Origin of the sequence: Vitreimonas sp. (assembly GCF_035627415.1) — a bacterium.
Lineage (GTDB): Bacteria > Pseudomonadota > Alphaproteobacteria > Caulobacterales > Aquidulcibacteraceae > Vitreimonas.
This window is the reverse complement of record NZ_DASPLU010000011.1, coordinates 66,901-87,111: the sequence shown is the minus strand read 5'-3', so window position 1 is coordinate 87,111 and position 20,211 is coordinate 66,901. Positions and strand designations below refer to the sequence as shown.

At 64.7% G+C, this 20,211-nt stretch carries 23 protein-coding genes; 18 read left to right on the top strand and 5 right to left on the bottom strand.

What is annotated here, in order from left to right; translation table 11 throughout:
- The first annotated feature begins 26 nt into the window (after positions 1-26).
- From VEA80_RS08430 to VEA80_RS08410, 5 genes are all read left to right on the top strand, one after another.
- Positions 27-614, top strand: coding sequence for a TerB family tellurite resistance protein (locus VEA80_RS08430; RefSeq protein ID WP_325060271.1), 588 nt, complete (start codon positions 27-29; stop codon positions 612-614).
- A 177-nt stretch (positions 615-791) separates the two neighbouring features.
- Positions 792-1,403 carry a GIN domain-containing protein gene (locus VEA80_RS08425; protein WP_325060270.1) on the top strand — a complete coding sequence of 204 codons (612 nt, stop codon included), beginning with the start codon at positions 792-794 and terminating at the stop codon, positions 1,401-1,403.
- Between the two features lie 36 nt (positions 1,404-1,439).
- Positions 1,440-2,345, top strand: coding sequence for a diacylglycerol/lipid kinase family protein (locus VEA80_RS08420; protein WP_325060269.1), 906 nt, complete (start codon positions 1,440-1,442; stop codon positions 2,343-2,345).
- 15 nt (positions 2,346-2,360) lie between these two features.
- Positions 2,361-3,167 carry a metallophosphoesterase gene (locus VEA80_RS08415; RefSeq protein ID WP_325060268.1) on the top strand — a complete coding sequence of 269 codons (807 nt, stop codon included), beginning with the start codon at positions 2,361-2,363 and terminating at the stop codon, positions 3,165-3,167.
- A gap of 90 nt (positions 3,168-3,257) precedes the next feature.
- Positions 3,258-4,484: a VCBS repeat-containing protein gene (locus VEA80_RS08410; protein ID WP_325060267.1), complete on the top strand. Its 1,227-nt coding sequence runs from the start codon at positions 3,258-3,260 to the stop codon at positions 4,482-4,484.
- Here the strand turns inward: VEA80_RS08410 and VEA80_RS08405 are convergent.
- A complete protein-coding gene (locus VEA80_RS08405; RefSeq protein WP_325060266.1) occupies positions 4,481-4,948 on the bottom strand; it encodes a DUF3775 domain-containing protein in 468 nt (155 codons plus the stop codon). The two genes, VEA80_RS08410 and VEA80_RS08405, sit on opposite strands and share 4 nt — an antisense overlap.
- On the bottom strand, positions 4,948-5,394 hold the full coding sequence (locus VEA80_RS08400; protein WP_325060265.1) for a CBS domain-containing protein: 447 nt from the start codon (positions 5,392-5,394) through the stop codon (positions 4,948-4,950). The genes VEA80_RS08405 and VEA80_RS08400 overlap by 1 nt, the downstream gene beginning before the upstream one ends.
- A 157-nt stretch (positions 5,395-5,551) precedes the next feature.
- Between VEA80_RS08400 and rpmF the strand changes: the two genes are divergently transcribed.
- From rpmF to VEA80_RS08345, 11 genes are all read left to right on the top strand, one after another.
- Entirely contained in the window at positions 5,552-5,734 is a 183-nt protein-coding gene (gene rpmF / locus VEA80_RS08395; RefSeq protein WP_325060264.1) for a 50S ribosomal protein L32, read from the top strand.
- Between the two features lie 131 nt (positions 5,735-5,865).
- Positions 5,866-7,146 (top strand): phosphopyruvate hydratase, encoded by a 1,281-nt coding sequence (eno, locus tag VEA80_RS08390; protein WP_325060263.1) that lies wholly within the window; start codon positions 5,866-5,868, stop codon positions 7,144-7,146.
- A 489-nt stretch (positions 7,147-7,635) separates the two neighbouring features.
- On the top strand, positions 7,636-7,926 hold the full coding sequence (locus tag VEA80_RS08385; protein WP_325060262.1) for an FtsB family cell division protein: 291 nt from the start codon (positions 7,636-7,638) through the stop codon (positions 7,924-7,926).
- Between the two features lie 129 nt (positions 7,927-8,055).
- Positions 8,056-9,063 (top strand): pyruvate dehydrogenase (acetyl-transferring) E1 component subunit alpha, encoded by a 1,008-nt coding sequence (gene pdhA / locus VEA80_RS08380; protein ID WP_325060261.1) that lies wholly within the window; start codon positions 8,056-8,058, stop codon positions 9,061-9,063.
- 23 nt (positions 9,064-9,086) lie between these two features.
- Positions 9,087-9,485, top strand: coding sequence for an MAPEG family protein (locus VEA80_RS08375; protein WP_325060260.1), 399 nt, complete (start codon positions 9,087-9,089; stop codon positions 9,483-9,485).
- Positions 9,485-10,867, top strand: a complete 1,383-nt coding sequence (locus tag VEA80_RS08370; RefSeq protein WP_349257231.1) for a pyruvate dehydrogenase complex E1 component subunit beta — start codon at positions 9,485-9,487, stop codon at positions 10,865-10,867. Before VEA80_RS08375 ends, VEA80_RS08370 begins: the two co-directional genes overlap by 1 nt.
- Positions 10,868-10,871: 4 nt before the next feature.
- Complete coding sequence (locus VEA80_RS08365) at positions 10,872-11,168, top strand: DUF5076 domain-containing protein (RefSeq protein ID WP_325060259.1); 297 nt, start codon at positions 10,872-10,874, stop codon at positions 11,166-11,168.
- A gap of 1 nt (position 11,169) precedes the next feature.
- On the top strand, positions 11,170-11,583 hold the full coding sequence (locus VEA80_RS08360; protein WP_325060258.1) for a hypothetical protein: 414 nt from the start codon (positions 11,170-11,172) through the stop codon (positions 11,581-11,583).
- Positions 11,580-12,020, top strand: a complete 441-nt coding sequence (locus VEA80_RS08355) for a hypothetical protein (RefSeq protein ID WP_325060257.1) — start codon at positions 11,580-11,582, stop codon at positions 12,018-12,020. Before VEA80_RS08360 ends, VEA80_RS08355 begins: the two co-directional genes overlap by 4 nt.
- Entirely contained in the window at positions 12,020-13,309 is a 1,290-nt protein-coding gene (locus VEA80_RS08350) for a pyruvate dehydrogenase complex dihydrolipoamide acetyltransferase (RefSeq protein WP_325060256.1), read from the top strand. Before VEA80_RS08355 ends, VEA80_RS08350 begins: the two co-directional genes overlap by 1 nt.
- Positions 13,310-13,365: 56 nt before the next feature.
- Positions 13,366-13,803 carry a hypothetical protein gene (locus VEA80_RS08345; protein ID WP_325060255.1) on the top strand — a complete coding sequence of 146 codons (438 nt, stop codon included), beginning with the start codon at positions 13,366-13,368 and terminating at the stop codon, positions 13,801-13,803.
- Between the two features lie 53 nt (positions 13,804-13,856).
- Here VEA80_RS08345 and VEA80_RS08340 read toward each other — a convergent pair whose 3' ends face one another.
- Positions 13,857-14,750: a response regulator gene (locus VEA80_RS08340; RefSeq protein ID WP_325060254.1), complete on the bottom strand. Its 894-nt coding sequence runs from the start codon at positions 14,748-14,750 to the stop codon at positions 13,857-13,859.
- Between the two features lie 103 nt (positions 14,751-14,853).
- On the opposite strand from VEA80_RS08340, the gene VEA80_RS08335 reads away from it, so the two are divergent.
- Positions 14,854-15,495 carry a MarC family protein gene (locus VEA80_RS08335; RefSeq protein WP_325060253.1) on the top strand — a complete coding sequence of 214 codons (642 nt, stop codon included), beginning with the start codon at positions 14,854-14,856 and terminating at the stop codon, positions 15,493-15,495.
- Between the two features lie 73 nt (positions 15,496-15,568).
- Positions 15,569-16,978, top strand: coding sequence for a dihydrolipoyl dehydrogenase (lpdA, locus tag VEA80_RS08330; RefSeq protein ID WP_325060252.1), 1,410 nt, complete (start codon positions 15,569-15,571; stop codon positions 16,976-16,978).
- A 65-nt stretch (positions 16,979-17,043) separates the two neighbouring features.
- Here the strand turns inward: lpdA and VEA80_RS08325 are convergent, their stop codons facing one another.
- Positions 17,044-17,541: a hypothetical protein gene (locus VEA80_RS08325; RefSeq protein WP_325060251.1), complete on the bottom strand. Its 498-nt coding sequence runs from the start codon at positions 17,539-17,541 to the stop codon at positions 17,044-17,046.
- Between the two features lie 1,040 nt (positions 17,542-18,581).
- The gene (locus VEA80_RS08320; RefSeq protein WP_325060250.1) at positions 18,582-20,150 is read right to left on the bottom strand and encodes an AMP-binding protein; all 1,569 of its coding nucleotides are present in this window, start codon (positions 20,148-20,150) and stop codon (positions 18,582-18,584) included.
- Positions 20,151-20,211: the final 61 nt, after the last annotated feature.

The following is a 20,211-nucleotide window of genomic DNA, read 5'->3' as shown; positions in this document are numbered from 1 at the left end:
GGCACTCTCCGCCCGGAGGGAGTCGCATGGCGAGCGGGATCGTTCTCTTGAGTTCGGCGGCGCCTGTCGCGCCGGCGACGGCGCCGAAGCCGCAGATGGAAGACGCCGGGGGCGCGGCGGTCGCGCTTTTCCTTCTCGTTCTGCTGCTCGGCGGCTGGTTTGCGTTGCGCACGTTCGTGCGCACGCTCCGCGCGCGCAAGGCGCAGGCGGCGGTCGGCGCCGACTTCACAGCCTACGCGCTCGAGGCGCTGGTCAACGCTGCAAAAATCGATGGCCGCATCAGCGCCGAAGAGAAGGCCGCGATCACCCGCGCCATGGGCGAGCTTGCGCCCGGGTTCGCCGGCGATCGCGTGGAGGCCGCGTTCGGCCGCGCGCGCCTCAGCAAGGATGAACTCGTCGCTTACCTCGCTGCGAAGGCCGATGCTTTCTCGCGAGAGCAGAAGCTGGCGCTGCTGAGGGCGCTGATGTCGGTGTTCGTGGCCGACGGGAAATTCGACGAGACCGAGCATCACACGCTGGTGGACTACACTGCGGCGATCGGCTTCGACCGGCCCAGTGCCCTGCAGACGCTACGCGGCCTCGCGCGCGACGTTCAACGCGGCAGCATCACCTGAGGCGGCTTGGGCCCGGAGGGGGCAGGTCACGTAGGGGAAGGTTGACCGCCCGACCCAGGATTTCATGGAACTGAAGCCGGATCTCAACTTCCTGCATCCAACCGGAGCGGGCCCGGCATCTCCTCTGCTAGAGGGCGCGAAGGCATTGCCGCGCATCGAATTTGGAGGGAAGTCATCATGAAGCGCCTCGCCGTCACTGCGGTACTCGCCATGCTGATGGCCGGCCCGGCCATGGCCGAGACGCGCAATCATCGCGGCTTCGACTCGGTCGGCGCCCAGGACCAGATCCGGGTCGAGATCACGGTGGGCGGGGAGTACGCGGTCGACGTCTCCGGCCGCGACGCCGAGCGGGTGCTGACGGAAGTCGAGGGCGGCACCCTTAAGATCCGCCAGCGCAACCGGCCCTGGTTCGGCAGCCGCCATCTCGACGCTACGGTACGCATCAGCATGCCCGAGTTGGAGAGTGTCGCCGCGGCGCGCGGCGCCGAACTCACCGCGACCGGCGTAGATGCGCAGCACTTCGAGATTGCCGCTGCGATGGGCGCAGAAGTCCGTGTCCGCGGCACATGCAGCTCGCTCGACGCCGCAGCCGCCATGGGCGCGGTGATCCGGGCCGATGAATTGCTCTGCCAAACCGCAGATGTGGCCGCCGCGATGGGCGGCGACGCTCGCGTCTACGCCAGCCAGAGTTATGAAGGCGCAGCGTCGATGGGCGGCACGATCAATGTCGCGGGCGAAGGCGCCGACCGCGGCAGTTCGACAGCCATGGGCGGCAGCATCAACGACTAGGGAACAAGCGTTTTTCGCCTTGCGTTGGGGTTCGCTATGGACCCCGCCGCAACCGCTGAACGCGCGCCGCGCCAGAGCGCCCGCCCCGTTCCAGAGAACGCGCGGGCGATGGTGCTGTACAACGACAAGGCCGGCGGCGTCGGTCCCGGCGATCACCACCGCTTGGTGCTAACGCTCGCGGACGCCGGCGTCGTCTATCACGAGATCTTCGAAGCGAAATACGTGTCGAAGCGGCTCTTGGCCAAGGCGAGGAGCTTCGACGTGCTGGTCGTTCTCGGCGGCGACGGCACGGCGCGCACGGCCGCCGAACTTGCACCCAGGGATGGGCCGCCGCTGATCTTGCTGCCTGGCGGCACCCTGAACATCCTGCCGCGCGCGCTCTATGGCGAAATGACGTGGCCGGAAGCGCTGCAAGCGGCCCTGGAGCGCGGCAGGATCACGCGCCTCACCGCCGGGCGCGCAAACGGCGAAGCGTTCTATGTCGCCGCCTTGTTCGGCGCGCCGACGCTCATGGCAAAGGCACGGGAGGCGATGCGCGAGGGCAGACCGCTCGCGGCGTGGCGCCGTTTCCGTCAGGCGCTGAAGCGCTCGTTTTCGCGCAGCCTGCGTGCGCGGCGGGATCAGGAAACTATGCGCCGCGCTGAGGCGATCGGCGTCCTTTGCCCGTCGTTCTCAGGCGGCATCCAAGCCGACAACCTCGAATGGGTGCGGCTCGATGCAAGACACTTGCTCGATCTCGCCCGCGTGAGCCTGCGCGCACTGACGGCCGCGTGGCGCAACGATCCCAGCGTCGAGATCGGCACGTGCAGGTCCAGCGACATCGTCTCGCTCGGCGTCATTCCAGCCACGCTCGACGGTGAGCCTAGGACCTTTTTTCACCGCGTGCGCGTCGTCTACGATCCGCGGGGTCCTAGAGTGATCGCCGTGCCGCAGGGGGTTTGAAGCGCAGTGGAGCTGGTGCATCTCACCGACTTGCACTTCGGGTGCGAGGACAAGGCGGCGCTGACCGCGGCGGCGAAGTTCGTCGACGAGCGCAAGCCCGACGCGGTGATCGTCACCGGCGACATCTCGAAGGATGGGCTGCAGGTCGAGTTGGACAACGCCTGCGCTTGGATGCGTGATCTCGGCGTGCCGGCGATGCTGACGCCCGGCAATCATGACGTGCCGTATTACGAGCTGTGGGGACGGCTGTTCTTTCCGTGGGACCGGATTCGCCGCGCGCAGAAGGGGCTGCAGATCGAGGCGTGGCATACGGACAAATGGTCAATCGTGCCGGTGAATACTGCGCGTCCGTGGCAAATACGGCTGAACTGGGCGCAAGGAGAGATTTCGAGGGGGCAAACCGCAGTCGCCGCAGCGGAGCTGCAGAAAGCGGCGCCCGGGGCGCTGCGCATCCTCATCACCCATCACCCGCTCGATTGGCCCAATGATGCGCCGATCAAGGGCATAACGCGCGGCGGCGTTTCAGCGTTGCGAAAACTCGCGGACGCGGGAGCGCAGCTTTTCCTCAGCGGACACTTGCACTTTGCGTCGGCGCGTCTGTTCGAAACGCGCGCGCTCTCGGTGACGAGCGGTACGCTTTCGCAGCGTGTTCGTCACGAGCCGTGCGCGTTCAGCGTGATCCGGCGGCCCGCGCCGCACATCCTCGAAACCGAAGTCGTGCACATCGTGCAGGGGGTCTGCGAGACCGCGAGCGTCCGCCAATTCCGGCTCGGCGGCCCGCCATTGCCCGGCGCGCCGGCCGAGCTGCATGCGCGGGTCTAGGGTGGAGCGGTCGCTTTCCGCAGGGCTTTCGTCGATTCTCCGAGCTGAATTTCGGCGTGTTCTGCGAAGGTGTGGGCGGAGGGTTGGACCATGCGGATCATTGTGGCGGCTTGTGCGGCTTTGGTCGCGATGGGCGAAGCGGCGCAGGCGACACCATGGTTCACAGACGCCACGGCGAACTTGCCAAACGATAATGTCGCCTATGCAAGTATGGACGCGGTCGCCGCCGATCTCGACGGCGATGGCGATCTCGACGTGGTGACGCCGCAGGAATGGCGTTCCAACCGCATCCTGATCAATGACGGCTCCGGCCGATTTACGCTTGCCGTCAACGCCCTGCCGGCGCCTCCTCCGGCGGAACTGACTCGGCCAGCCCACATCCAGCATCCGCTGCAAAAGGATTCCGAAGATGTGTCGATCGCGGATTTTGACCGTGACGGCGATCTCGATCTGATTCTCGTGGTCGAGGACGACCAGCGCCTCGGCCGCAGCAATGTGCATCAATATTTCCGCGCGCGGGGCGATAGAACGTACGAACGCGTATACGGTCAGTTGCCGGACAGCGTCGCCAACGCAGTGGCGCACGCAGATATCACTGGCGACGGCGCCGATGACGTGATCGTTAGCGGCGACGGGCAGGACCGGCTGCTTATCAATGACGGGCGCGGCGGCTTCCGCGATGAAACGGCGGCGCGTCTGCCAACCGAGGCGTCGATTGCCCAGGATGTCGAATTCTTGGACATCGATCGCGACGGCGATCTCGATCTGGTGCTCGGCCTGGAGGGCGGGCATGCGCTTTGGATCAACGACGGCGAAGGGCGCTTCCACGACGAGACGGCGCAGCGCCTTCCGCCGGCGGGCAATGTCGAAGCTCGGAAGGTGACGCCAGCTGACGTGGACGGCGACGGCGATCTCGATCTCTACTTCGCGCACGTCAGCTGGCAGGGCCGAGCGCCGCAGGACCGGCTCTACATCAATGACGGCCGCGGTCGGTTCGCCGATGGCACGGCCGAGCGGCTGCCGGTCGAAACCGACCTTGGCCTCGACGCCGAGTTCGCCGATTTCGACGGCGATGGCGATCTCGACGCGATCATCGGCAATGGCGGCCCAATCCGCATCCTGGCCAATGACGGAGCGGGGCGATTCGCAGACGTGACGGACGAGGCGCTCGGCGTGGACGTCGCCGGCGTGAACATCGCCATCGAGGTGGCGGACTTCAATGGCGATGGACGCCCGGACTTCTATGTCGGCCAGCTCGGCGCGCCGAATGCGCCGCCGGCGAGGGATCGGCTTTTCCTAAACGTGCGCCGCGCCTAGCCGCCGCGGGTGTCGATGTCGGGGTCGGCGACGCCGAGCACTTCGTCGGCGGCGAGACTGATGCCGAGCTTGTCGGCGCCCTCTTCGATGTAATCCCCCAACAGCGGAATGCCCATGAGATAGCGCGCGGTCGAACCCTCGGCGCGTTCGCGCGCGGCGGCTACCGCCTCGCGCCAATCGGAGGCTTCGTAATCGCCGCGGCCGAGCCAGGCGAGGGCGACAAGCTGGGCGCGGCCGTCACTGTTGAGGCTGACGATCGCACTGCGCAGCTCGCGCTGCGCCGGGTTGTCGGCTTCATCCTCGAGCGCATCGACGAAGCGGTCGTCCGCGTCATTGGAGCCGTCGGTCGGGTCGTCGGAGGCGATCAGAGCGTCGAACGCCCTGGCCTTCAAGACGATGAAGGCCAGGGTTTCGCGGTCGATGGCGAAATCAGCCGGCGGCTCGAGGATTTCGCGCGTCGGCATCAGGCGCGTCCGTCCATCGACTGATTGTGCTGGCCGCCGGGGCGGGTGATCGCTTCGAGCGCCTCGCCGGCTTCTTCGGAATCGGCGCTGTCGGCAATGTCGGCCAGCGAAACGATGCCGACCAGGCGCTTGTCGGCGTTCACAACCGGCAAGCGGCGGACCTGGATGTCCGACATGTTCTCGCAGACGTCGGCGACGTCATCGTCCTCGCGGCAATAGAGCACCTCATGGCTCATCACCTCGCCGACGGTCGCGTCGACGCCCTTGCCGATGGCGACGCCGCGAATGACGATGTCGCGGTCGGTGACCATGCCGGCCAAGCGGTCGCCTGAGGCGACCGGCAGTGCGCCGACATCGGCCTCGGCCATCAGGCGGGCGGCTTCGCGGATGGTGGCGTCCGGATTGATGGTGCGGACATCGGGTGTCATGACGTCGCGGATTTTCATTGGCCTCTCCCGAATCTGGCGCTCAGCTCCCCCGCTTTCGGGCCAACGCGAGCGCCGGGGCGCTGTTCCGGGCCGGAGGTGAGGCTTGCGCGGGCTGGGCCTTTGGCCTATCAGCCCCGCTTTCCCGCGGGTCGCGGGATCCAGGAGTTTTCCGGCCATGGCCGTTCCGAAGCGAAAAACCTCGCCCTCCCGCCGGGGCATGCGCCGGGCGCACGATAAGCTGCCCAAGAACACCTACGTTGAGGACGCGGAATCGGGCGAACTGCGCCGGCCGCACCACATCGACCTCAAGACCGGCCGCTATCGCGGCAAGCAAGTCTTGAAGGCGAAGGAAGACTAAAAGTCTTCTCTGAAGCTCTGAACGGAACCGCGTGAGGCGCATAGGCGCTTTGCGCGGCTTCCGCTTGCCTTTTGTGGCGCCGGGGTCTCCAAAGGCGCCATCCTGATTTCAGCTTCCTACAGGACCTCCTCATGACTGGCATCGCCGATATCGTCGGCCGCGAAATTCTCGACAGCCGCGGCAATCCGACGGTCGAAGTGGACGTGACGCTGGAGGACGGCTCGTTCGGTCGCGCCGCGGTGCCGTCGGGCGCTTCGACAGGCGCGCATGAGGCGGTCGAAAAGCGCGACGGCGAGCCGGATCGCTATCTCGGCAAGGGCGTCCGCGATGCCGTCGAGGCGGTGAACGGCGAGATCGCCAATGCGGTGCTGGGCATGGATGCGGAAGAGCAGCGGCGCATCGATACGGTGCTGATCGAACTCGACGGGACGGAGAACAAGGCGCGGCTCGGGGCGAACTCCATCCTCGGCGTTTCGCTCGCGGTGGCGAAAGCGGCGGCGGCGTCCAACGCAATGCCGCTCTATCGCTATCTGGGCGGCGTGCAGGCGCGCCTGCTGCCATGCCCGATGATGAACATCGTCAATGGCGGCGCCCACGCCGACAACCCGATCGACATCCAGGAATTCATGATCATGCCGGTCGGCGCCGGCACGATCGCCGACGCTGTGCGGATGGGCGCCGAGGTTTTCCATACGCTCAAGAAGCAGCTGAAAGACGCCGGCCACGCCACGAATGTCGGTGACGAAGGCGGCTTCGCGCCGAACCTCGCCAGCGCCGATGAAGCGATCGGCTTCATTCTAAAGTCGATCGAGAAGGCGGGCTACACGCCGGGCGACGACGTCGCGCTCGCGCTCGATTGCGCCGCGACCGAGTATTTCAAGAACGGCAAATACGAGCTGGCCGGCGAAGGCAAATCGCTCGCGCCCGAGCAGAACGCGCAGTATCTGGCCGATCTGGTTTCGCGTTATCCGATCGTCTCGATCGAAGACGGCATGTCGGAAGACGATTTCGACGGCTGGGCGGCGCTAACTGAGCTGGTGGGCGACAAGTGCCAATTGGTCGGCGACGATCTCTTCGTCACTAACCTGAAGCGGCTCGAACTCGGCTTCGAGAAGGGGCTCGGCAACGCGATCCTGATCAAGGTCAACCAGATCGGCACGCTCACCGAGACGCTCGACGTCGTCGAAATGGCCCATCGCGCCGGCTACTCGGCGGTGATGAGCCACCGCTCGGGCGAGACGGAAGATTCCACCATCGCCGATCTCGCGGTGGCGACCAATTGCGGCCAGATCAAAACCGGCTCGCTGGCGCGCTCGGACCGCACGGCGAAGTACAATCAGCTGATCCGGATCGCGGAAATGCTGGACGATCAGGCCGCGTACGCCGGCGCCGGGACAATCGTCGGGCAATAGCCCGGCGTACCCGGCGTCACATCGAGCGGCTGGGCCGCGGTTAAGCTCCTCCCTGTCGCTCGCGCGATGAGAAAGGAGCCCCGCCAATGTTGATCCGCTTTAGCTGCCTAATGCTCGCGCTGGTCGCGTTCATGCCGGGCGCCTTCGCGGCCCTCCGCCAGGGCGCGCCAATCTTCGCCTGAGGGCAATCCTCGCTTCATCCTACAAGCGGCGCGGACCTCGCGGGTTCGCGCCGCTTTCTTGCGCGGATGAGTCCGGAACGAGAACGGAGATCGTTTCGACTCCGATGCGCGCCTGGCGCTGCAAATTTTTCCTAGCGGCGTTGACGCAAGCGGCTGGGGTTCCAGCGGCGGGACGACCCCAAGCACTAGATAAAATTCCATAAGCCCTTGAATACATGAGCTAAGAACGTCTTAAGAACATTTTTGAGTCTTTACGATTCCTTTACCGGTTCGACTCAACGTGCCGCCGAATCGGGATCGTTAACACATGGGCAAGCACGGATCGGCGGCGCTCAACATCGGCTTGGGAGCGGCCATTCTGTATCTCGGCGCGCACGCGGTGACGGGGCATCAGGGCCTCATCGCTTATGTCGACCTGCAGGCGGAAGAGCGTGCGCTGGAGCAGCGCGTCGATGCGTTGGACGGCGAGCAGGCGGCGCTCGAAGCGCGCGCGGCGCGGCTGCGTCCGCAGAGCTTGGATCTCGACTATCTGGATGAGCGCGCCCGCATCACTCTGGCCGCCGGCGATCCGGACGAGGTCGTCTTCAAGCTCGACTAGTTTCTGCCGCACTGCAGCAACGCAAAGCTTCCTAGCGAGTTACGTCATTCGCGCATAAGAGAGGCGCGCCCCAGTCCATGGACAGGGCGCGGCCGCACGGCATTACCTGGCGGCGGAGGACAGACACCGATGGCTCAAGCTGCCCAGAAGGCGAACGGCAAGCATGCCGCCGAAGCAAGCAAGGACGAGCTGCTTCAGTATTATCGCGACATGCTGTTGATCCGGCGCTTCGAGGAGCGGGCTGGCCAGCTCTACGGCATGGGGCTGATCGGCGGCTTCTGCCACCTCTATATCGGCCAGGAAGCGGTCGTCGTCGGCATGCAGGCGGCGCTGAAGAACGGCGACCAGGTCATCACCGCGTATCGCGATCACGGCCACATGCTCGCCGCGGGCATGACCGCCAACGGCGTGATGGCGGAGCTGACCGGACGCCGCGACGGCTATTCCAAGGGCAAGGGCGGCTCGATGCACATGTTCAGCATCGAGAAGGCGTTCTATGGCGGCCACGGCATCGTCGGCGCGCAAGTTTCGCTCGGCGCCGGCATCGCCTTCGCCAACAAGTACCGCAAGGACGGGAAAGTCTGCCTTACGTATTTCGGCGACGGCGCGGCGAACCAGGGCCAAGTCTACGAGAGCTTCAACATGGCGGCGCTGTGGAAGCTGCCGGTCGTGTTCATCATCGAGAACAATCAGTACGCGATGGGCACTTCGATCCAGCGCTCGTCGTCGGAGACGCACCTCTATAAGCGCGGCGTCTCGTTCAATATTCCGGGCGAGGAAGTGGACGGCATGGACGTCGTCGCCGTGCGCGAAGCGGGCAAGCGCGCTGTGGAGCGCGCGCGGGCGGGCGAGGGTCCGTATCTCCTGGAGATGAAGACCTACCGCTATCGCGGCCACTCGATGTCCGACCCGGCAAAATATCGCACCAAGGAAGAGGTCGAGGAGTTCAAGGCCAAGCGCGATCCGATCGAGCACGTGAAGAAGCTGATGATCGATGCCGGCCACGCGAGCGAGGAGCAGCTGAAAGAGATTGACCGCGAAATCCGCGCGGTCGTCACCGAGAGCGCCGAGTTCGCGCAGCAGAGCCCGGAGCCTGATCCCAGCGAATTGCTGACCGACGTCTACATCGAAGCGTAATGAGCGGCGGGGGAGGAACTGGAATGAGCGTGGAGCTGACTTATCTCGTCTACACGATTGCGTTGTTTTTCGTGGTGGTGATGGCGCAGGCGACGACCGGCATCTTGAACAATGGCGCCCTGGCCATGGCGAACAGCCGCGACAACCTGAAGCCGCCTACCGTGATGCAGGCGCGGATGAAACGGCTCACCGACAATTTCCGTGAGAACCTCTGGTTCTTCGTCCCGCTCGTGCTGATCGCGGCGGTCTCCGGCATTTCCAATCAGTGGACTGTGTTGGGCGCGCAGATCTTCTTCTTTTCGCGGCTGCTGCACGCGGCCTGGTACGCCTTTGGCTGGCCGATCGTGCGGCCTCTCTTCTGGTTCGCGGGCGTCATCGCCTGCGGGCTCATTTTCCTTGCTCTGTTCGGGATTCTCACCTGATGACGCAAATCCTCATGCCCGCGCTCTCGCCGACGATGGAGGAGGGCAATTTGGCCAAATGGCTGATCAAGCCGGGCGACAAGATCGAACCTGGCCAAGTCATCGCCGAGATTGAGACCGACAAGGCGACGATGGAGGTCGAGGCCGTCGACGAAGGAACGGTGACGGAGCTCCTGGTCGAAGAGGGTGCGCAGGGCGTGAAGGTGAATACGCCGATCGCGGTGTTGGGCGATGAAGCCGGCGCGGGGGCGCCGGCGAAGCAAGAGGCGGCGAAGCAGCAAGCAAAGAAACCGCCACAGCCCGAGCAGAAGGAAGAACCGGTCAAGACCAACCGGCCCGAACCGTCGAAGGTCTCGCATGCGGCGCCGCAGAGCGATCCGGAAATTCCGGCCGGGACGCAGATGGTCAAAATCACCGTGCGCGATGCGCTGCGAGACGCGATGGCCGAAGAGATGCGCGCGGACGACCGTGTCTTTCTGATGGGCGAAGAGGTCGCGGAATATCAGGGCGCGTACAAGGTCTCACGCGAGCTGCTGCAGGAGTTCGGGCCGGAGCGCGTCGTTGATACGCCGATCACCGAGCATGGCTTCGCCGGCCTCGGCGTCGGCGCGGCGATGGCGGGGCTGAAGCCGATCGTCGAGTTCATGACCTGGAATTTCGGAATGCAGGCGATCGACCAGATCATCAACTCGGCGGCGAAGACGCTGTATATGTCGGGCGGCCAGATCAAATCGTCGATCGTCTTCCGCGGACCGAACGGCGCGGCCGCGCGCGTCGCGGCGCAGCATAGTCAGGATTATTCGTCCTGGTATTCGCACGTTCCGGGCTTGATCGTGATTGCGCCGTATGATGCGGCGGACGCGAAGGGCTTGCTGAAAGCGGCGATCCGCAATCCGAATCCGGTCGTCTTCCTCGAGCACGAAATGCTCTACGGCGTCGAGTTCGAGATTCCGGACGTGAGGGATTGGGTGGTGCCGATCGGCAAGGCGAAGGTTCGCCGACAAGGCGGCGATGTCACCATCACCGCGCATTCGCGCATGGTGGGCCTCGCGCTGAAGGCGGCGGAGCAATTGGCGGAAGAGGGCGTCGACGCCGAAGTGATCGATTTGCGCACGCTGCGGCCGCTCGACACGGAGACGATCATCGAAAGTGTGAAGAAGACCAACCGCATCGTCACGGTCGAAGAAGGCTGGGCGCAGAACGGCGTCGGCGCCGAGGTAGCGGCGCGAGTTGTAGCCGAGGCGTTCGATTACCTCGATGCGCCGCCGATGCGCGTGCACCAGGTCGATGCGCCGCTGGCGTACGCCGCCAATCTCGAAGCGCTGGCGCTGCCGAGCGTCGAAAAGATCGTCGATGCGGTGAAGGCCGTTACGTACCGGTGAGCCGATGAAGTTGCACGAATTGCCGATCCCGCCTAGTTCCGCGCTCTCTGGCGAGGCGGCCGAGGTCTTGCGCGTCTGGATCAATGCGGACCGCAGCATGGACGTGTCGTTGATCCCCGCGTTTCCGGACCCGTCCGCATGGGGCATCCTGCTGGTGGACATCGCCCGGCACGTCGCGCGCGCCTACGCGAAAGAGGGCTTGGCGAAGGAAGAAGATACGCTCGCCGGCATCCGTGAGCTGTTTCATGCCGAGTGGGACAGCCCGACCGATCCCGGCCGAACCACGCCGATGAGAAATTGAGATGATCTATCGCGGCGCCTGCCATTGCGGCGCGGTCAGCGCCGAGTATGAGACGGACGCGCCGGTGCGCCTGCGCCAGGACGGCTGCTCGTTCTGCCGCGCGCGCGGGGTGAAGTCGGCTTCCGACCTGGCCGGCGCATTGCGGATCAGGAGCGAGCGCGCCTTGATCCGTTATCGCTTCGGGCACAAGACGGCGGACTATCTGATCTGCCCCGCGTGCGGCGCCTATGTCGCGACGATGATGGAAGGGCCGAGCGGGCCGGTCGGCGTTGTGAACGTCGTCGGGCTCGACATTCCGGAGCTGCGCGACGAGCCGGCGACTTTCGCGAGTCTCGAGGGTGAGACGCCTGATGAGCGTATCGCGCGGCGGCTGTCACGCTGGACGCCGATGACGCTGGTGGAGCCGGGGACATGAGCGAGGGCGAAGTTGTCGAGCAATTGATCGGATATATGGGCCTCCTGCTGGTGGGCGTGTCGCTGATCTTCACCGTCGTGTCGGCCTATATCGTCGCGCTCAACTATTTCGTCGGCGAGGCGATGCTGATCGCGCGCGTCGGAGCGTTCGCGTTCGTGGCGCTGATCCTTGCCTTGCTGCTGGTGGTGATGATCGGGGCGGAGAATGCGCACTCGGGTCTGATCGGACGGCTGATCGAACTCGAAGCCGCCGGTCAGCTAACAGCGGCGGGACGCGCGCCGCTGGAGAACGCGCGCGGCGGAATCGACTGGATCGTGCGCTCGCTGCTGTGGATCGGCATGATATCGGTCTACGGCGTGCTCGCCTACATGACCTTCATCCATCGCTGGAAGCCGGACGTCGTGAACGTCCAGCTGCAATCGAGGAAAGCTTCCTGATGACCGACATCACCATGCCTGCGCTCTCGCCGACAATGGAGGAGGGCAATCTCGCCAAATGGCACGTGAAGGTCGGCGACGCGATCGAGCCCGGGCAGGTGATCGCCGAGATCGAAACGGACAAGGCCACCATGGAGGTCGAGGCCGTCGACGAAGGCGTGATCGAAGAATTGCTGGTCGAAGAAGGCGCGCAAGGCGTGAAGGTGAACACGCCGATCGCGCGCCTGAAGGGCGAAGGCGAAGCGGCGAAGCCCACGCCGAAGCAAGAGACGAAGGCTGCGCCGGCGGCGGCTAGACAGCAGCCGGAAAAGCCGTCATCCGCCCGTGCGCCGGAGAAGCAGCAAACGGTGACCGCGACGGCGACGCCGGGCGAGCGAATTTTCGCATCCCCTCTCGCGCGACGGTTGGCCGAGCAAAGCGGGATCGACCTGTCGGGCCTCAAGGGCTCGGGCCCGAACGGACGCATTGTCAAAGCGGACGTCGAAGCCGCCGGCAAAGCGCCGAGGCAAGCGGCGCAACAATCACGGGAGGTGTCGCGGCCCGCGCCGCAGCAGGCGCCGGGGCAGCATCGGTCGCTGGAGCAGATGGGCATCCGTCAGGGCAGCTACGATCTCGTGCCGCTCGACATGATGCGCAAGACGATCGCCAAGCGGATGACCGAGAGTTTCCGCGACGTGCCGCATTTCCCGCTCACGATCGAAATCGAGATCGATGCGCTGCTGAAGGCGCGCGGCGAGATCAACAAGCGCTTCGGCGACAATGGCGTGAAGATCTCTGTCAATGACATGTGCATCAAGGCGGCGGCGCTCGCGTTGAAGCTGGTGCCGGAATCGAACGCGAGCTACACGCCCGATGGGATCGCGATGCACCATCACGCCGACATCGCGGTGGCGGTGGCTATCCCGGGCGGCCTAATCACGCCGATCATCTGGGCGGCGGAGACGAAGGGTCTTGCGCAGATTTCGCACGAGATGGCGGATTTGGCCGAACGCGCACGCGCGAAGAAGCTGAAGCCGGAAGAGTTTCAGGGCGGCACGTTCTCGATCTCCAACATGGGCATGATGGGGATCAAGAGCTTCGCCTCGATCATCAATGAGCCGCACGGTATGATCATGTCGATCGGCGCGGGCGAAAAGCGGCCGGTGGTGAAGAATGATGCGCTGGCGATTGCGACGATGATGAGCGTCACCGTGACCTGCGATCACCGCGTTGTCGACGGCGCCTTGGGCGCGGCGTTCCTGAAAGCGTTCCGGAGCTTCCTGGAAGATCCGATGGCGATGCTGCTTTGAACATCGCTTGACAGGCGCGCGAGCCCGCTGCCCACTAGCGGCGGGGGAGGCGTCGAATGGACATCATCATCAGCTCGTGGGGCTTGGTCCTCGACGCGGCGGGCGTCGGCTGGGCGATCGTCACGGCAGCCGTGTTCGTGACGATGATCTGCGAATCCGCTGGCCCGGTGGTCGAGCCGGGAGAGGACAAGCCGAAGCTGGGAGCGGTTCGAGCGGTGAGCGTGGTGTTTGGCTTTTTCACGCCGTTCCTGCTGTTCGTGCATGCCTATTGGGCGGTGGTGGCGCCGACGCTTTTGGCGACCGCCGACCTGATGGCGATGGCGCTGGCGGCGTTTCGGTCGACCGCGTGGGTTGGGCTGGTTGTGCTGATGGTCTCGCTGATGGTGGCGCCGAGCGTGCTGGGCGCGATCGTTCGCATGGCGTCACGACCCACGGCCAAGGCGCCGTCGCGCCGATACTCTCGCTCGCGGCGTTCGCCGCGACTGTGTTCGTGACCCAGAGCAACGTGGTCACCGCCGTGCAGCGCATCATGTCTTGCTACGGCTAATTACGCTGCTCTGGTCTGCTTCAGCTTCTTCGCCACGAGCAAGCCGAGTTCGTGCGTGACGGCTTGGCGCACTTCGAACTGGTAGTTGGGAAGCTCGGCGAGCTTGATGATGGCGTCGATATGCGCCTGCACGACGCTCGGATTGAGGTTCGCCGTCGCGCCGACGCCTTTGACGTAGTTGAACAAGGACGAACTGGCGGCGACCAGCTGCGGGTCTTTGGTGTCGGCGGCGAGCGCGCTGAGCTGGCCGGCGGCGAGACACAGCTCGCGCAGCGCATCGAGCGCGTCGTTTTTTATCTGCTGCATCAGCGCGCCGATGCGTTCGCAATAGGTGCGGGCGAGGCCTTTTCGGATTTTCACATCAGGCGTGTCGGCCTTGGCGTCAGCGCCGTCAAACAAGCGCCGGCGCGGGCCCGTGTAATTCTCATCGGCGACGCGGCGGCGCCGGCAGGGGCCGACATAAGAGGCGCAGTCGATGAACTCGCGGCGGTTGTCGCGCACTTCGGCGACGCGCTCGAGCATGGCGCCTGTCGTGTAAGGGCGGATCACGAATTCGTCGATGCCGCTGTTGCGGGCGAGGGCGACGTCGCGGCTCGAACGCGGCGGCGCGACGAGGATGATCGGGAGCTTCTTGACGTGCTCACCGAACTGGCTCTTGCGGATGCGTTGGACCAGGCCGAGGCCGTGGCCGCCATCGAGATCCCAATCGACGATCAAGATGTCAGGCTGGATCACGCTGAACGTCTGTGCGCACTGTTCGGCGCTTTCGGCGTAGTCGACGATGGTGCCGCGGCCGGCGCGCAGCGTCTCGGCCAGCAGGCGCCGCTGGAACAGATGGCCGTCGGCCACGAGAATCCTGAGAACGGCGTTGCCCGCCGCGTCGGCCGCGCTCATCTCACCACCACGAAACCAAGGCTAAGCGCAGCAGCCTTAATAATTGCAGCAACGAACCGAGGTAATCGGCGTAAACGCAGCGTGAATCGGTTAAGGGGCGTTGATGCTTTCGCTGCTGCTCGCCTCATTCGTCACCTTCTTCGTCGCCATCGATCCGGTGGCGATGGCGCCCATGTTCACGACGATGACCTCCGCCATGACGCCGGCGTGGCGGCGGACGATGGCGTGGAAGTCGGTGGCGATCGCGACCGGGATTCTGCTCGCCTTCGCGTTCGGCGGCGCGTGGCTGTTGGAGCAGATACACGTGTCCATGGACGCGTTCCGGATCGCCGGCGGCCTGCTCTTGTTCCTGATCGCCGTCGACATGCTGTTCGAGAAGCGCAGCGAGCGGCGTGACGAGCGCGCCGAAAAGGTGGCGCAGCACCAGGCCGAGCATCCCGAGCAGCAGGACGATATCTCGGTGTTTCCGCTGGCGATCCCGCTGATCGCGGGGCCAGGGGCGATCGCCTCGATTATGCTGTTCTTCGCGCAATACGAAGCGCCGCTGGAGCGGGCGATGGTGCTGCTCGGCGTCGGCGCGAACCTGGCGCTCTGCTTGGCCGCATTCCTGGCGGCGGGGCCGATCTCGCGGGCGATGGGACCGACCGTTGGTTCGATGCTGACGCGCGTGTTCGGGATTCTGCTGGCGGCGCTGGCGGCGCAGTTCGTGGTGGATGGGATACGGAACGCGTTCGGGATTGCGTAGGTGAGTAGGGCAGTAGGGCTGCCTTGCGTCCGCACATATTGCCTTCTTGGCCTGCTGCCCTATTCCCTTCCGCATGAGCACATCCTTCGACGTCATCATCATCGGGTCGGGCCCTGGCGGGTACGTGACGGCTATTCGCGCGGCGCAATTGGGCATGAAGGTCGCCATCGTCGAGCGCGACAGGTTGGGCGGGATTTGCCTCAACTGGGGCTGCATTCCGACCAAGGCGCTGCTGCGCTCGGCAGAGGTCTATCGCAATTTCAAACAAGCGAACGAGTACGGGCTTTCGGCCGAGAACGTGAAGTTCGATCCGGAAGCCGTGGTGAAGCGCTCGCGCGGCGTGGCCGGACGCATGGAGAAGGGCGTCCAGTTCCTGATGAAGAAGAACAAGATCACGGTGGTTGAAGGCGAGGCGCGGCTGGAGAAGGGCAGCGCCAGCCCGAAGGTGATCGTGAAGGGCAAGGACGGGAAGGATGCTGCGTACGAGGCGAAGCATGTGATCCTGGCGACCGGGGCACGAGCGCGCGAGATTCCGGCGGCGGGGCTGAAGGGCGACGGCAAGCGCATCTGGACGTATCGCGATGCGATGACGCCGCCGGAATGGCCGGAGTCCTTGCTGGTGTTCGGCTCGGGCGCGATCGGGATCGAGTTCGCCTCGTTCTATGCGGCGTTCGGCGTGAAGGTGACGGTGGTGGAATTGCTCGACCGCGTGTTGCCGGTCGAGGACGAAGAGATCTCGGCGTTCGCCAAGAAGCGCTTCGAGAAGGAAGGCCTGAAGCTGCTCACTTCCACCGAAGCCAAGTCGCTGAAGGCGACGGCGAAGGGCGTCGAGGCTGTGGTTGCTTCGAAGGGCAAGGAAGAAACCCTCACGGCTTCGCACGCGATCGTCGCGGTGGGCATCACCGGCAATATCGAGAACCTCGGCCTTGAAGCGCTCGGCGTGAAGACCGATCGCGGGCACATCGTCACCGACGGCTACGGCAAGACGAACGTCGCGGGGCTCTACGCGATCGGCGATGTGACCGGCGGTCCGTGGCTCGCGCACAAGGCATCGCACGAGGGCGTCATCTGCATCGAGGCGATCGCGGGACAGAAGGCGCATCCGATGCTCAAGGAACGCATTCCGGGCTGCACCTACTCGCATCCGCAGGTGGCGAGCGTGGGGCTGACCGAAGCGAAGGCGAAGGCGGCGGGGCGCGAGGTGAAAGTCGGGCGCTTTCCGTTCGTCGGCAACGGCAAGGCGATCGCGCTTGGCGAAGACCAGGGCATGGTGAAGGTCGTGTTCGATGCGAAGACCGGCGAATTGCTCGGCGCGCACATGATCGGCGCCGAAGTGACGGAGCTGATCCAGGGCTATGTCGTGGCGATGAACGCCGAAGTCACCGAGCATGAGCTGATGGAGACGGTGTTCCCGCATCCGACGCTCTCGGAGATGATGCACGAAGCGGTGCTCGATGCGTACGGGCGGGTGCTGCACGTTTGACATGCGCCGGCGTCCGCGCGGAGCGGGGCTCGGCGCGGCGGTTCGGTTCAACGGAACGCGCTGCTTCATGAGGTATCGGCGCAGGCCGGCTGGGGCGCCGGCGCGCCCTGAAGCAGCGCGGACGACACGGGCACGCCCCTGATCGGGAAAAGGCGGGTGAGGCGGCGCTTCAGGCGCTTGGCGAGGATCGCCGCGTAGTCGTCCAGATTGCGCAGCACGTCGATCAGCACGGCGATGCGCGCGGGCAGATCCTTGCGCTTCATCAAGCGGCGCAGACGCGAGCCCAGCAGCGATCGGAAATAGTGCCGGCGCACAGGCGGGCGGCGGCGCGGGACCTTCGGCAGACGCAGACGCGCGAGCTCCGCAGCGCGGACGATCATCAGCTGGATGGTCATGCGCTTCAAGCCGTCGAGCGACATGCTGCGGCGGCGCCGGAGGAGCTGGCGCGGTGTGACTTTGCGCCCGGCGAACAGCACCGAAGCAATCCACGACAGCATCGCCAGCGCCCAGAGGACAAGCCTCTGGCGCCGGCGGCTGCTGAGATGGTGTTTTGGTGTGTTCATGAGCGCTAGTATCGCTCAGGAATTCAGCGGTCGGATTGATTTATGTGCGATTGCTTTGTTTTCAGCGATTTGGCGCTGAGAATGCGGGGATAGAGACGAGTGCTATCCCCTATTGGGTGCGTTGGATATGATGATCCAAACACCCTGAGAGAGGCCGATGCTGAGAGTTAGATCCGTGCTTGGCTGCGTATTGCTCGTTGCAGGCGTCGGCTGGTTGGGCTGGATCGTTTGGAATGCCTACTCCCTGTATCGCATTGTCAGCTTGTTCGGCGGTCCTGTGGAGATCGGGTTGAGCCCGAAACCCATCGACAACGTGCCGCATGCTCTGGCGATGGTGGCCGCGGCGTTGGGAGTTGCACTGCTTTGGCCACGCAAAGCGCCGCCCAGCGGGCCCTGAGACTCGGGAGCCGCGCGTACGGGCTTAAGCCGCGCAGAGTGCTGTACGACTGAGCTTGCTTCTGCTCCGCGAACCGTTTCGCTGCCCGCCATTGCTGGGCACCGTAAATCCGTTCGCCGCCTTTTTGGCGGAGCTGAGCGCCTGAGACGCGGACGAAATCTCACAGCATTAAGGCATGGATCGCGCCGAGTCCTAGAAGGGCAATTATCAGTCCGCGATGCAAAGCTGCAGCAGGTCGCTTCTGTCCAGATTCCTTAGCTACTACGTATACAAACGCAATTATGCAGGCGAGGAGGACTGCCCACCTCAAGAGCCAAGGCAAAGCATACAAGACCATGGACAAGATCACGATCGCAACGTGCGGAATCGCGACAAAGGCGTTCAAGACAAAGGCGATGATTGGATCTGGGCACGCACTAACTTCAATGACGCCAAACACACTGAAATATAAAGTGCATGGGTCACACGTTCGATAGATTGGATCAGCAGCATTGAGTTCGTCGGTGGGCTCGGCGCAGTAGCCGCCAACCGCACCGATGAAGTGGCCAACGCGGGCTATTAGCCCGCCTGTGACGATATACGAGAGCGCGGCTATCCAGGCCCAGCTAATGACGGAGGTCTTCGGACCATCCGGCGGCGGCAACTAAGCCGCCTTCTGCTCAGCAAACCGCTCCGCCGCCAGCCGCTGCAGCGCGACGTAATCGGTTTTGCCGCTGCCGAGCACCGGGATTTCTGCGATCGGGACGATGCGCTTCGGCACGGCAAGTTCGCTCGCGCCGTGGGTCTTGCACCAGGCTTGCAGTTCTTCGGCCGTCGCGTCCTGTTTGTCGGTGAAGAGGATGATGCGTTCGCCTTTGCGGCTGTCCGGAAGCGCGACGGCGGCGTGCGTGTTGTCCGGCCAAGTGTGCTGGGCGTAGCTTTCGACGGCGTTCAGGGAAACCATCTCGCCGCCGACCTTGGCGAAGCGCTTGACGCGGCCGAGGATGGTGATGAAGCCGTCGGCGTCGACGTCGACCACATCGCCGGTGTCGTGCCAGCCCTGCGGCAGGAGATCGATGCCGAACGGCTTGGTCGGATCGAGATAGCCGCGCATCACGTTGGGGCCGCGCACATAAAGCTTTTGGCCGCCTTCGATGCCGGGCACGGTCTCGAGCCGCCATTCCATCCCTGGCATGAACTGGCCCACCGTGCCGTGCTTGTTGGTGGCCGGCGTGTTCACGGCGATGACCGGCGAGGCTTCGGTCGCGCCGTAACCCTCGATGATTTCGACGTTGAAGCGGCGCTTGTAGAGGTCGCGCGTCTCTTCCTTCACCCGCTCGGCGCCGCAGACCATCAGCTCCATCGAGGCGAGGTCTTCGTTGGTGGCGTTGCGCGCGTACTGCATCGCGAACGTGTCGGTGGCGAGGAAGACGTTGGCGCCGGTGTCGCGCACCAGTTTCGGGATTTCCTTCACCTGCAGAGGCGAGGGGAAGAGGAAGCACTTGTGACCGGTGAGGATCGGCAACATCGCCCCGCCGGTGAGGCCGAAGCAGTGGAACATCGGCAGCGGCGAGAAGAATGACCAGTTCGGATCGAACGGCACGTGCGCGTGCGCCTGTTCGACATTGGCGACGATGTTGGCGTGGGAGAGCACCGCGCCCTTAGGCGTGCCGTAGGAGCCGGACGTGAAGAGGATGACGCCGGTGTCGTCTGGGTTGCCCTTGGCGGCGAACACGCGCGGGAACGAGCCCTTGGCGAGCGCGACGAGCTTGTCGCCAAAATCGATCGTCTTGCGGATGTCCTCGAGATAAATGAGCTTGGCGAACTTGGAGAGTTCGGCTTCGAGCCCCTCCAGCTTCGCAAGCTGGATGAAGCGCTTCGAGGTGAGAATCTTCTTCACGTTGGCCGCTTCGCAGGCCGAGCGCAGGTTCATCGCGCCCGCGGTGAAGTTCAGCATCGCCGGCGTGCGGCCGATGGCGTGCAGCGCAAAGAAGGTGACGACGCAGCCGACGCCGGTCGGCAGCATGACGCCTGCGGTTTCGTTGCGTTTGATCTGGACGTCGAGCTTGCCGCCCAAGGCGAACGCGGCGCGCACGATGTCGTCGTACGTCAGCACCTTGCGTTCGTGATCTTCCAGGATCGGGGTCTTGCCCCCCTTGGCGTCGCGCGCCCGGAGCAGGGCTTCGAACAAGGTGACGCGCGTGCGCGCCAACTCGAACGGACGATTCGTCATGGGAATTGCTGCCTCCGAACTGACCCGCCCACGTCCTGTCGGAAAGGACGCCTATGCCGTG

What these genes read in the sequence shown, in the direction of transcription:
- VEA80_RS08320 (WP_325060250.1), bottom strand. Translation starts at nt 20,150, where the DNA reads ATGACGAATCGTCCGTTCGAGTTGGCGCGCACGCGCGTCACCTTGTTC.
- rpmF (WP_325060264.1), top strand. Translation starts at nt 5,552, where the DNA reads ATGGCCGTTCCGAAGCGAAAAACCTCGCCCTCCCGCCGGGGCATGCGC.
- VEA80_RS08410 (WP_325060267.1), top strand. Translation starts at nt 3,258, where the DNA reads ATGCGGATCATTGTGGCGGCTTGTGCGGCTTTGGTCGCGATGGGCGAA.
- VEA80_RS08420 (WP_325060269.1), top strand. Translation starts at nt 1,440, where the DNA reads ATGGACCCCGCCGCAACCGCTGAACGCGCGCCGCGCCAGAGCGCCCGC.
- VEA80_RS08400 (WP_325060265.1), bottom strand. Translation starts at nt 5,394, where the DNA reads ATGAAAATCCGCGACGTCATGACACCCGATGTCCGCACCATCAATCCG.
- VEA80_RS08325 (WP_325060251.1), bottom strand. Translation starts at nt 17,541, where the DNA reads ATGAACACACCAAAACACCATCTCAGCAGCCGCCGGCGCCAGAGGCTT.
- VEA80_RS08335 (WP_325060253.1), top strand. Translation starts at nt 14,854, where the DNA reads ATGCTTTCGCTGCTGCTCGCCTCATTCGTCACCTTCTTCGTCGCCATC.
- pdhA (WP_325060261.1), top strand. Translation starts at nt 8,056, where the DNA reads ATGGCTCAAGCTGCCCAGAAGGCGAACGGCAAGCATGCCGCCGAAGCA.
- VEA80_RS08360 (WP_325060258.1), top strand. Translation starts at nt 11,170, where the DNA reads ATGATCTATCGCGGCGCCTGCCATTGCGGCGCGGTCAGCGCCGAGTAT.
- VEA80_RS08425 (WP_325060270.1), top strand. Translation starts at nt 792, where the DNA reads ATGAAGCGCCTCGCCGTCACTGCGGTACTCGCCATGCTGATGGCCGGC.
- VEA80_RS08365 (WP_325060259.1), top strand. Translation starts at nt 10,872, where the DNA reads ATGAAGTTGCACGAATTGCCGATCCCGCCTAGTTCCGCGCTCTCTGGC.
- eno (WP_325060263.1), top strand. Translation starts at nt 5,866, where the DNA reads ATGACTGGCATCGCCGATATCGTCGGCCGCGAAATTCTCGACAGCCGC.
- VEA80_RS08375 (WP_325060260.1), top strand. Translation starts at nt 9,087, where the DNA reads ATGAGCGTGGAGCTGACTTATCTCGTCTACACGATTGCGTTGTTTTTC.
- VEA80_RS08385 (WP_325060262.1), top strand. Translation starts at nt 7,636, where the DNA reads ATGGGCAAGCACGGATCGGCGGCGCTCAACATCGGCTTGGGAGCGGCC.
- VEA80_RS08405 (WP_325060266.1), bottom strand. Translation starts at nt 4,948, where the DNA reads ATGCCGACGCGCGAAATCCTCGAGCCGCCGGCTGATTTCGCCATCGAC.
- VEA80_RS08355 (WP_325060257.1), top strand. Translation starts at nt 11,580, where the DNA reads ATGAGCGAGGGCGAAGTTGTCGAGCAATTGATCGGATATATGGGCCTC.
- VEA80_RS08345 (WP_325060255.1), top strand. Translation starts at nt 13,366, where the DNA reads ATGGACATCATCATCAGCTCGTGGGGCTTGGTCCTCGACGCGGCGGGC.
- VEA80_RS08340 (WP_325060254.1), bottom strand. Translation starts at nt 14,750, where the DNA reads ATGAGCGCGGCCGACGCGGCGGGCAACGCCGTTCTCAGGATTCTCGTG.
- VEA80_RS08430 (WP_325060271.1), top strand. Translation starts at nt 27, where the DNA reads ATGGCGAGCGGGATCGTTCTCTTGAGTTCGGCGGCGCCTGTCGCGCCG.
- VEA80_RS08370 (WP_349257231.1), top strand. Translation starts at nt 9,485, where the DNA reads ATGACGCAAATCCTCATGCCCGCGCTCTCGCCGACGATGGAGGAGGGC.
- lpdA (WP_325060252.1), top strand. Translation starts at nt 15,569, where the DNA reads ATGAGCACATCCTTCGACGTCATCATCATCGGGTCGGGCCCTGGCGGG.
- VEA80_RS08350 (WP_325060256.1), top strand. Translation starts at nt 12,020, where the DNA reads ATGACCGACATCACCATGCCTGCGCTCTCGCCGACAATGGAGGAGGGC.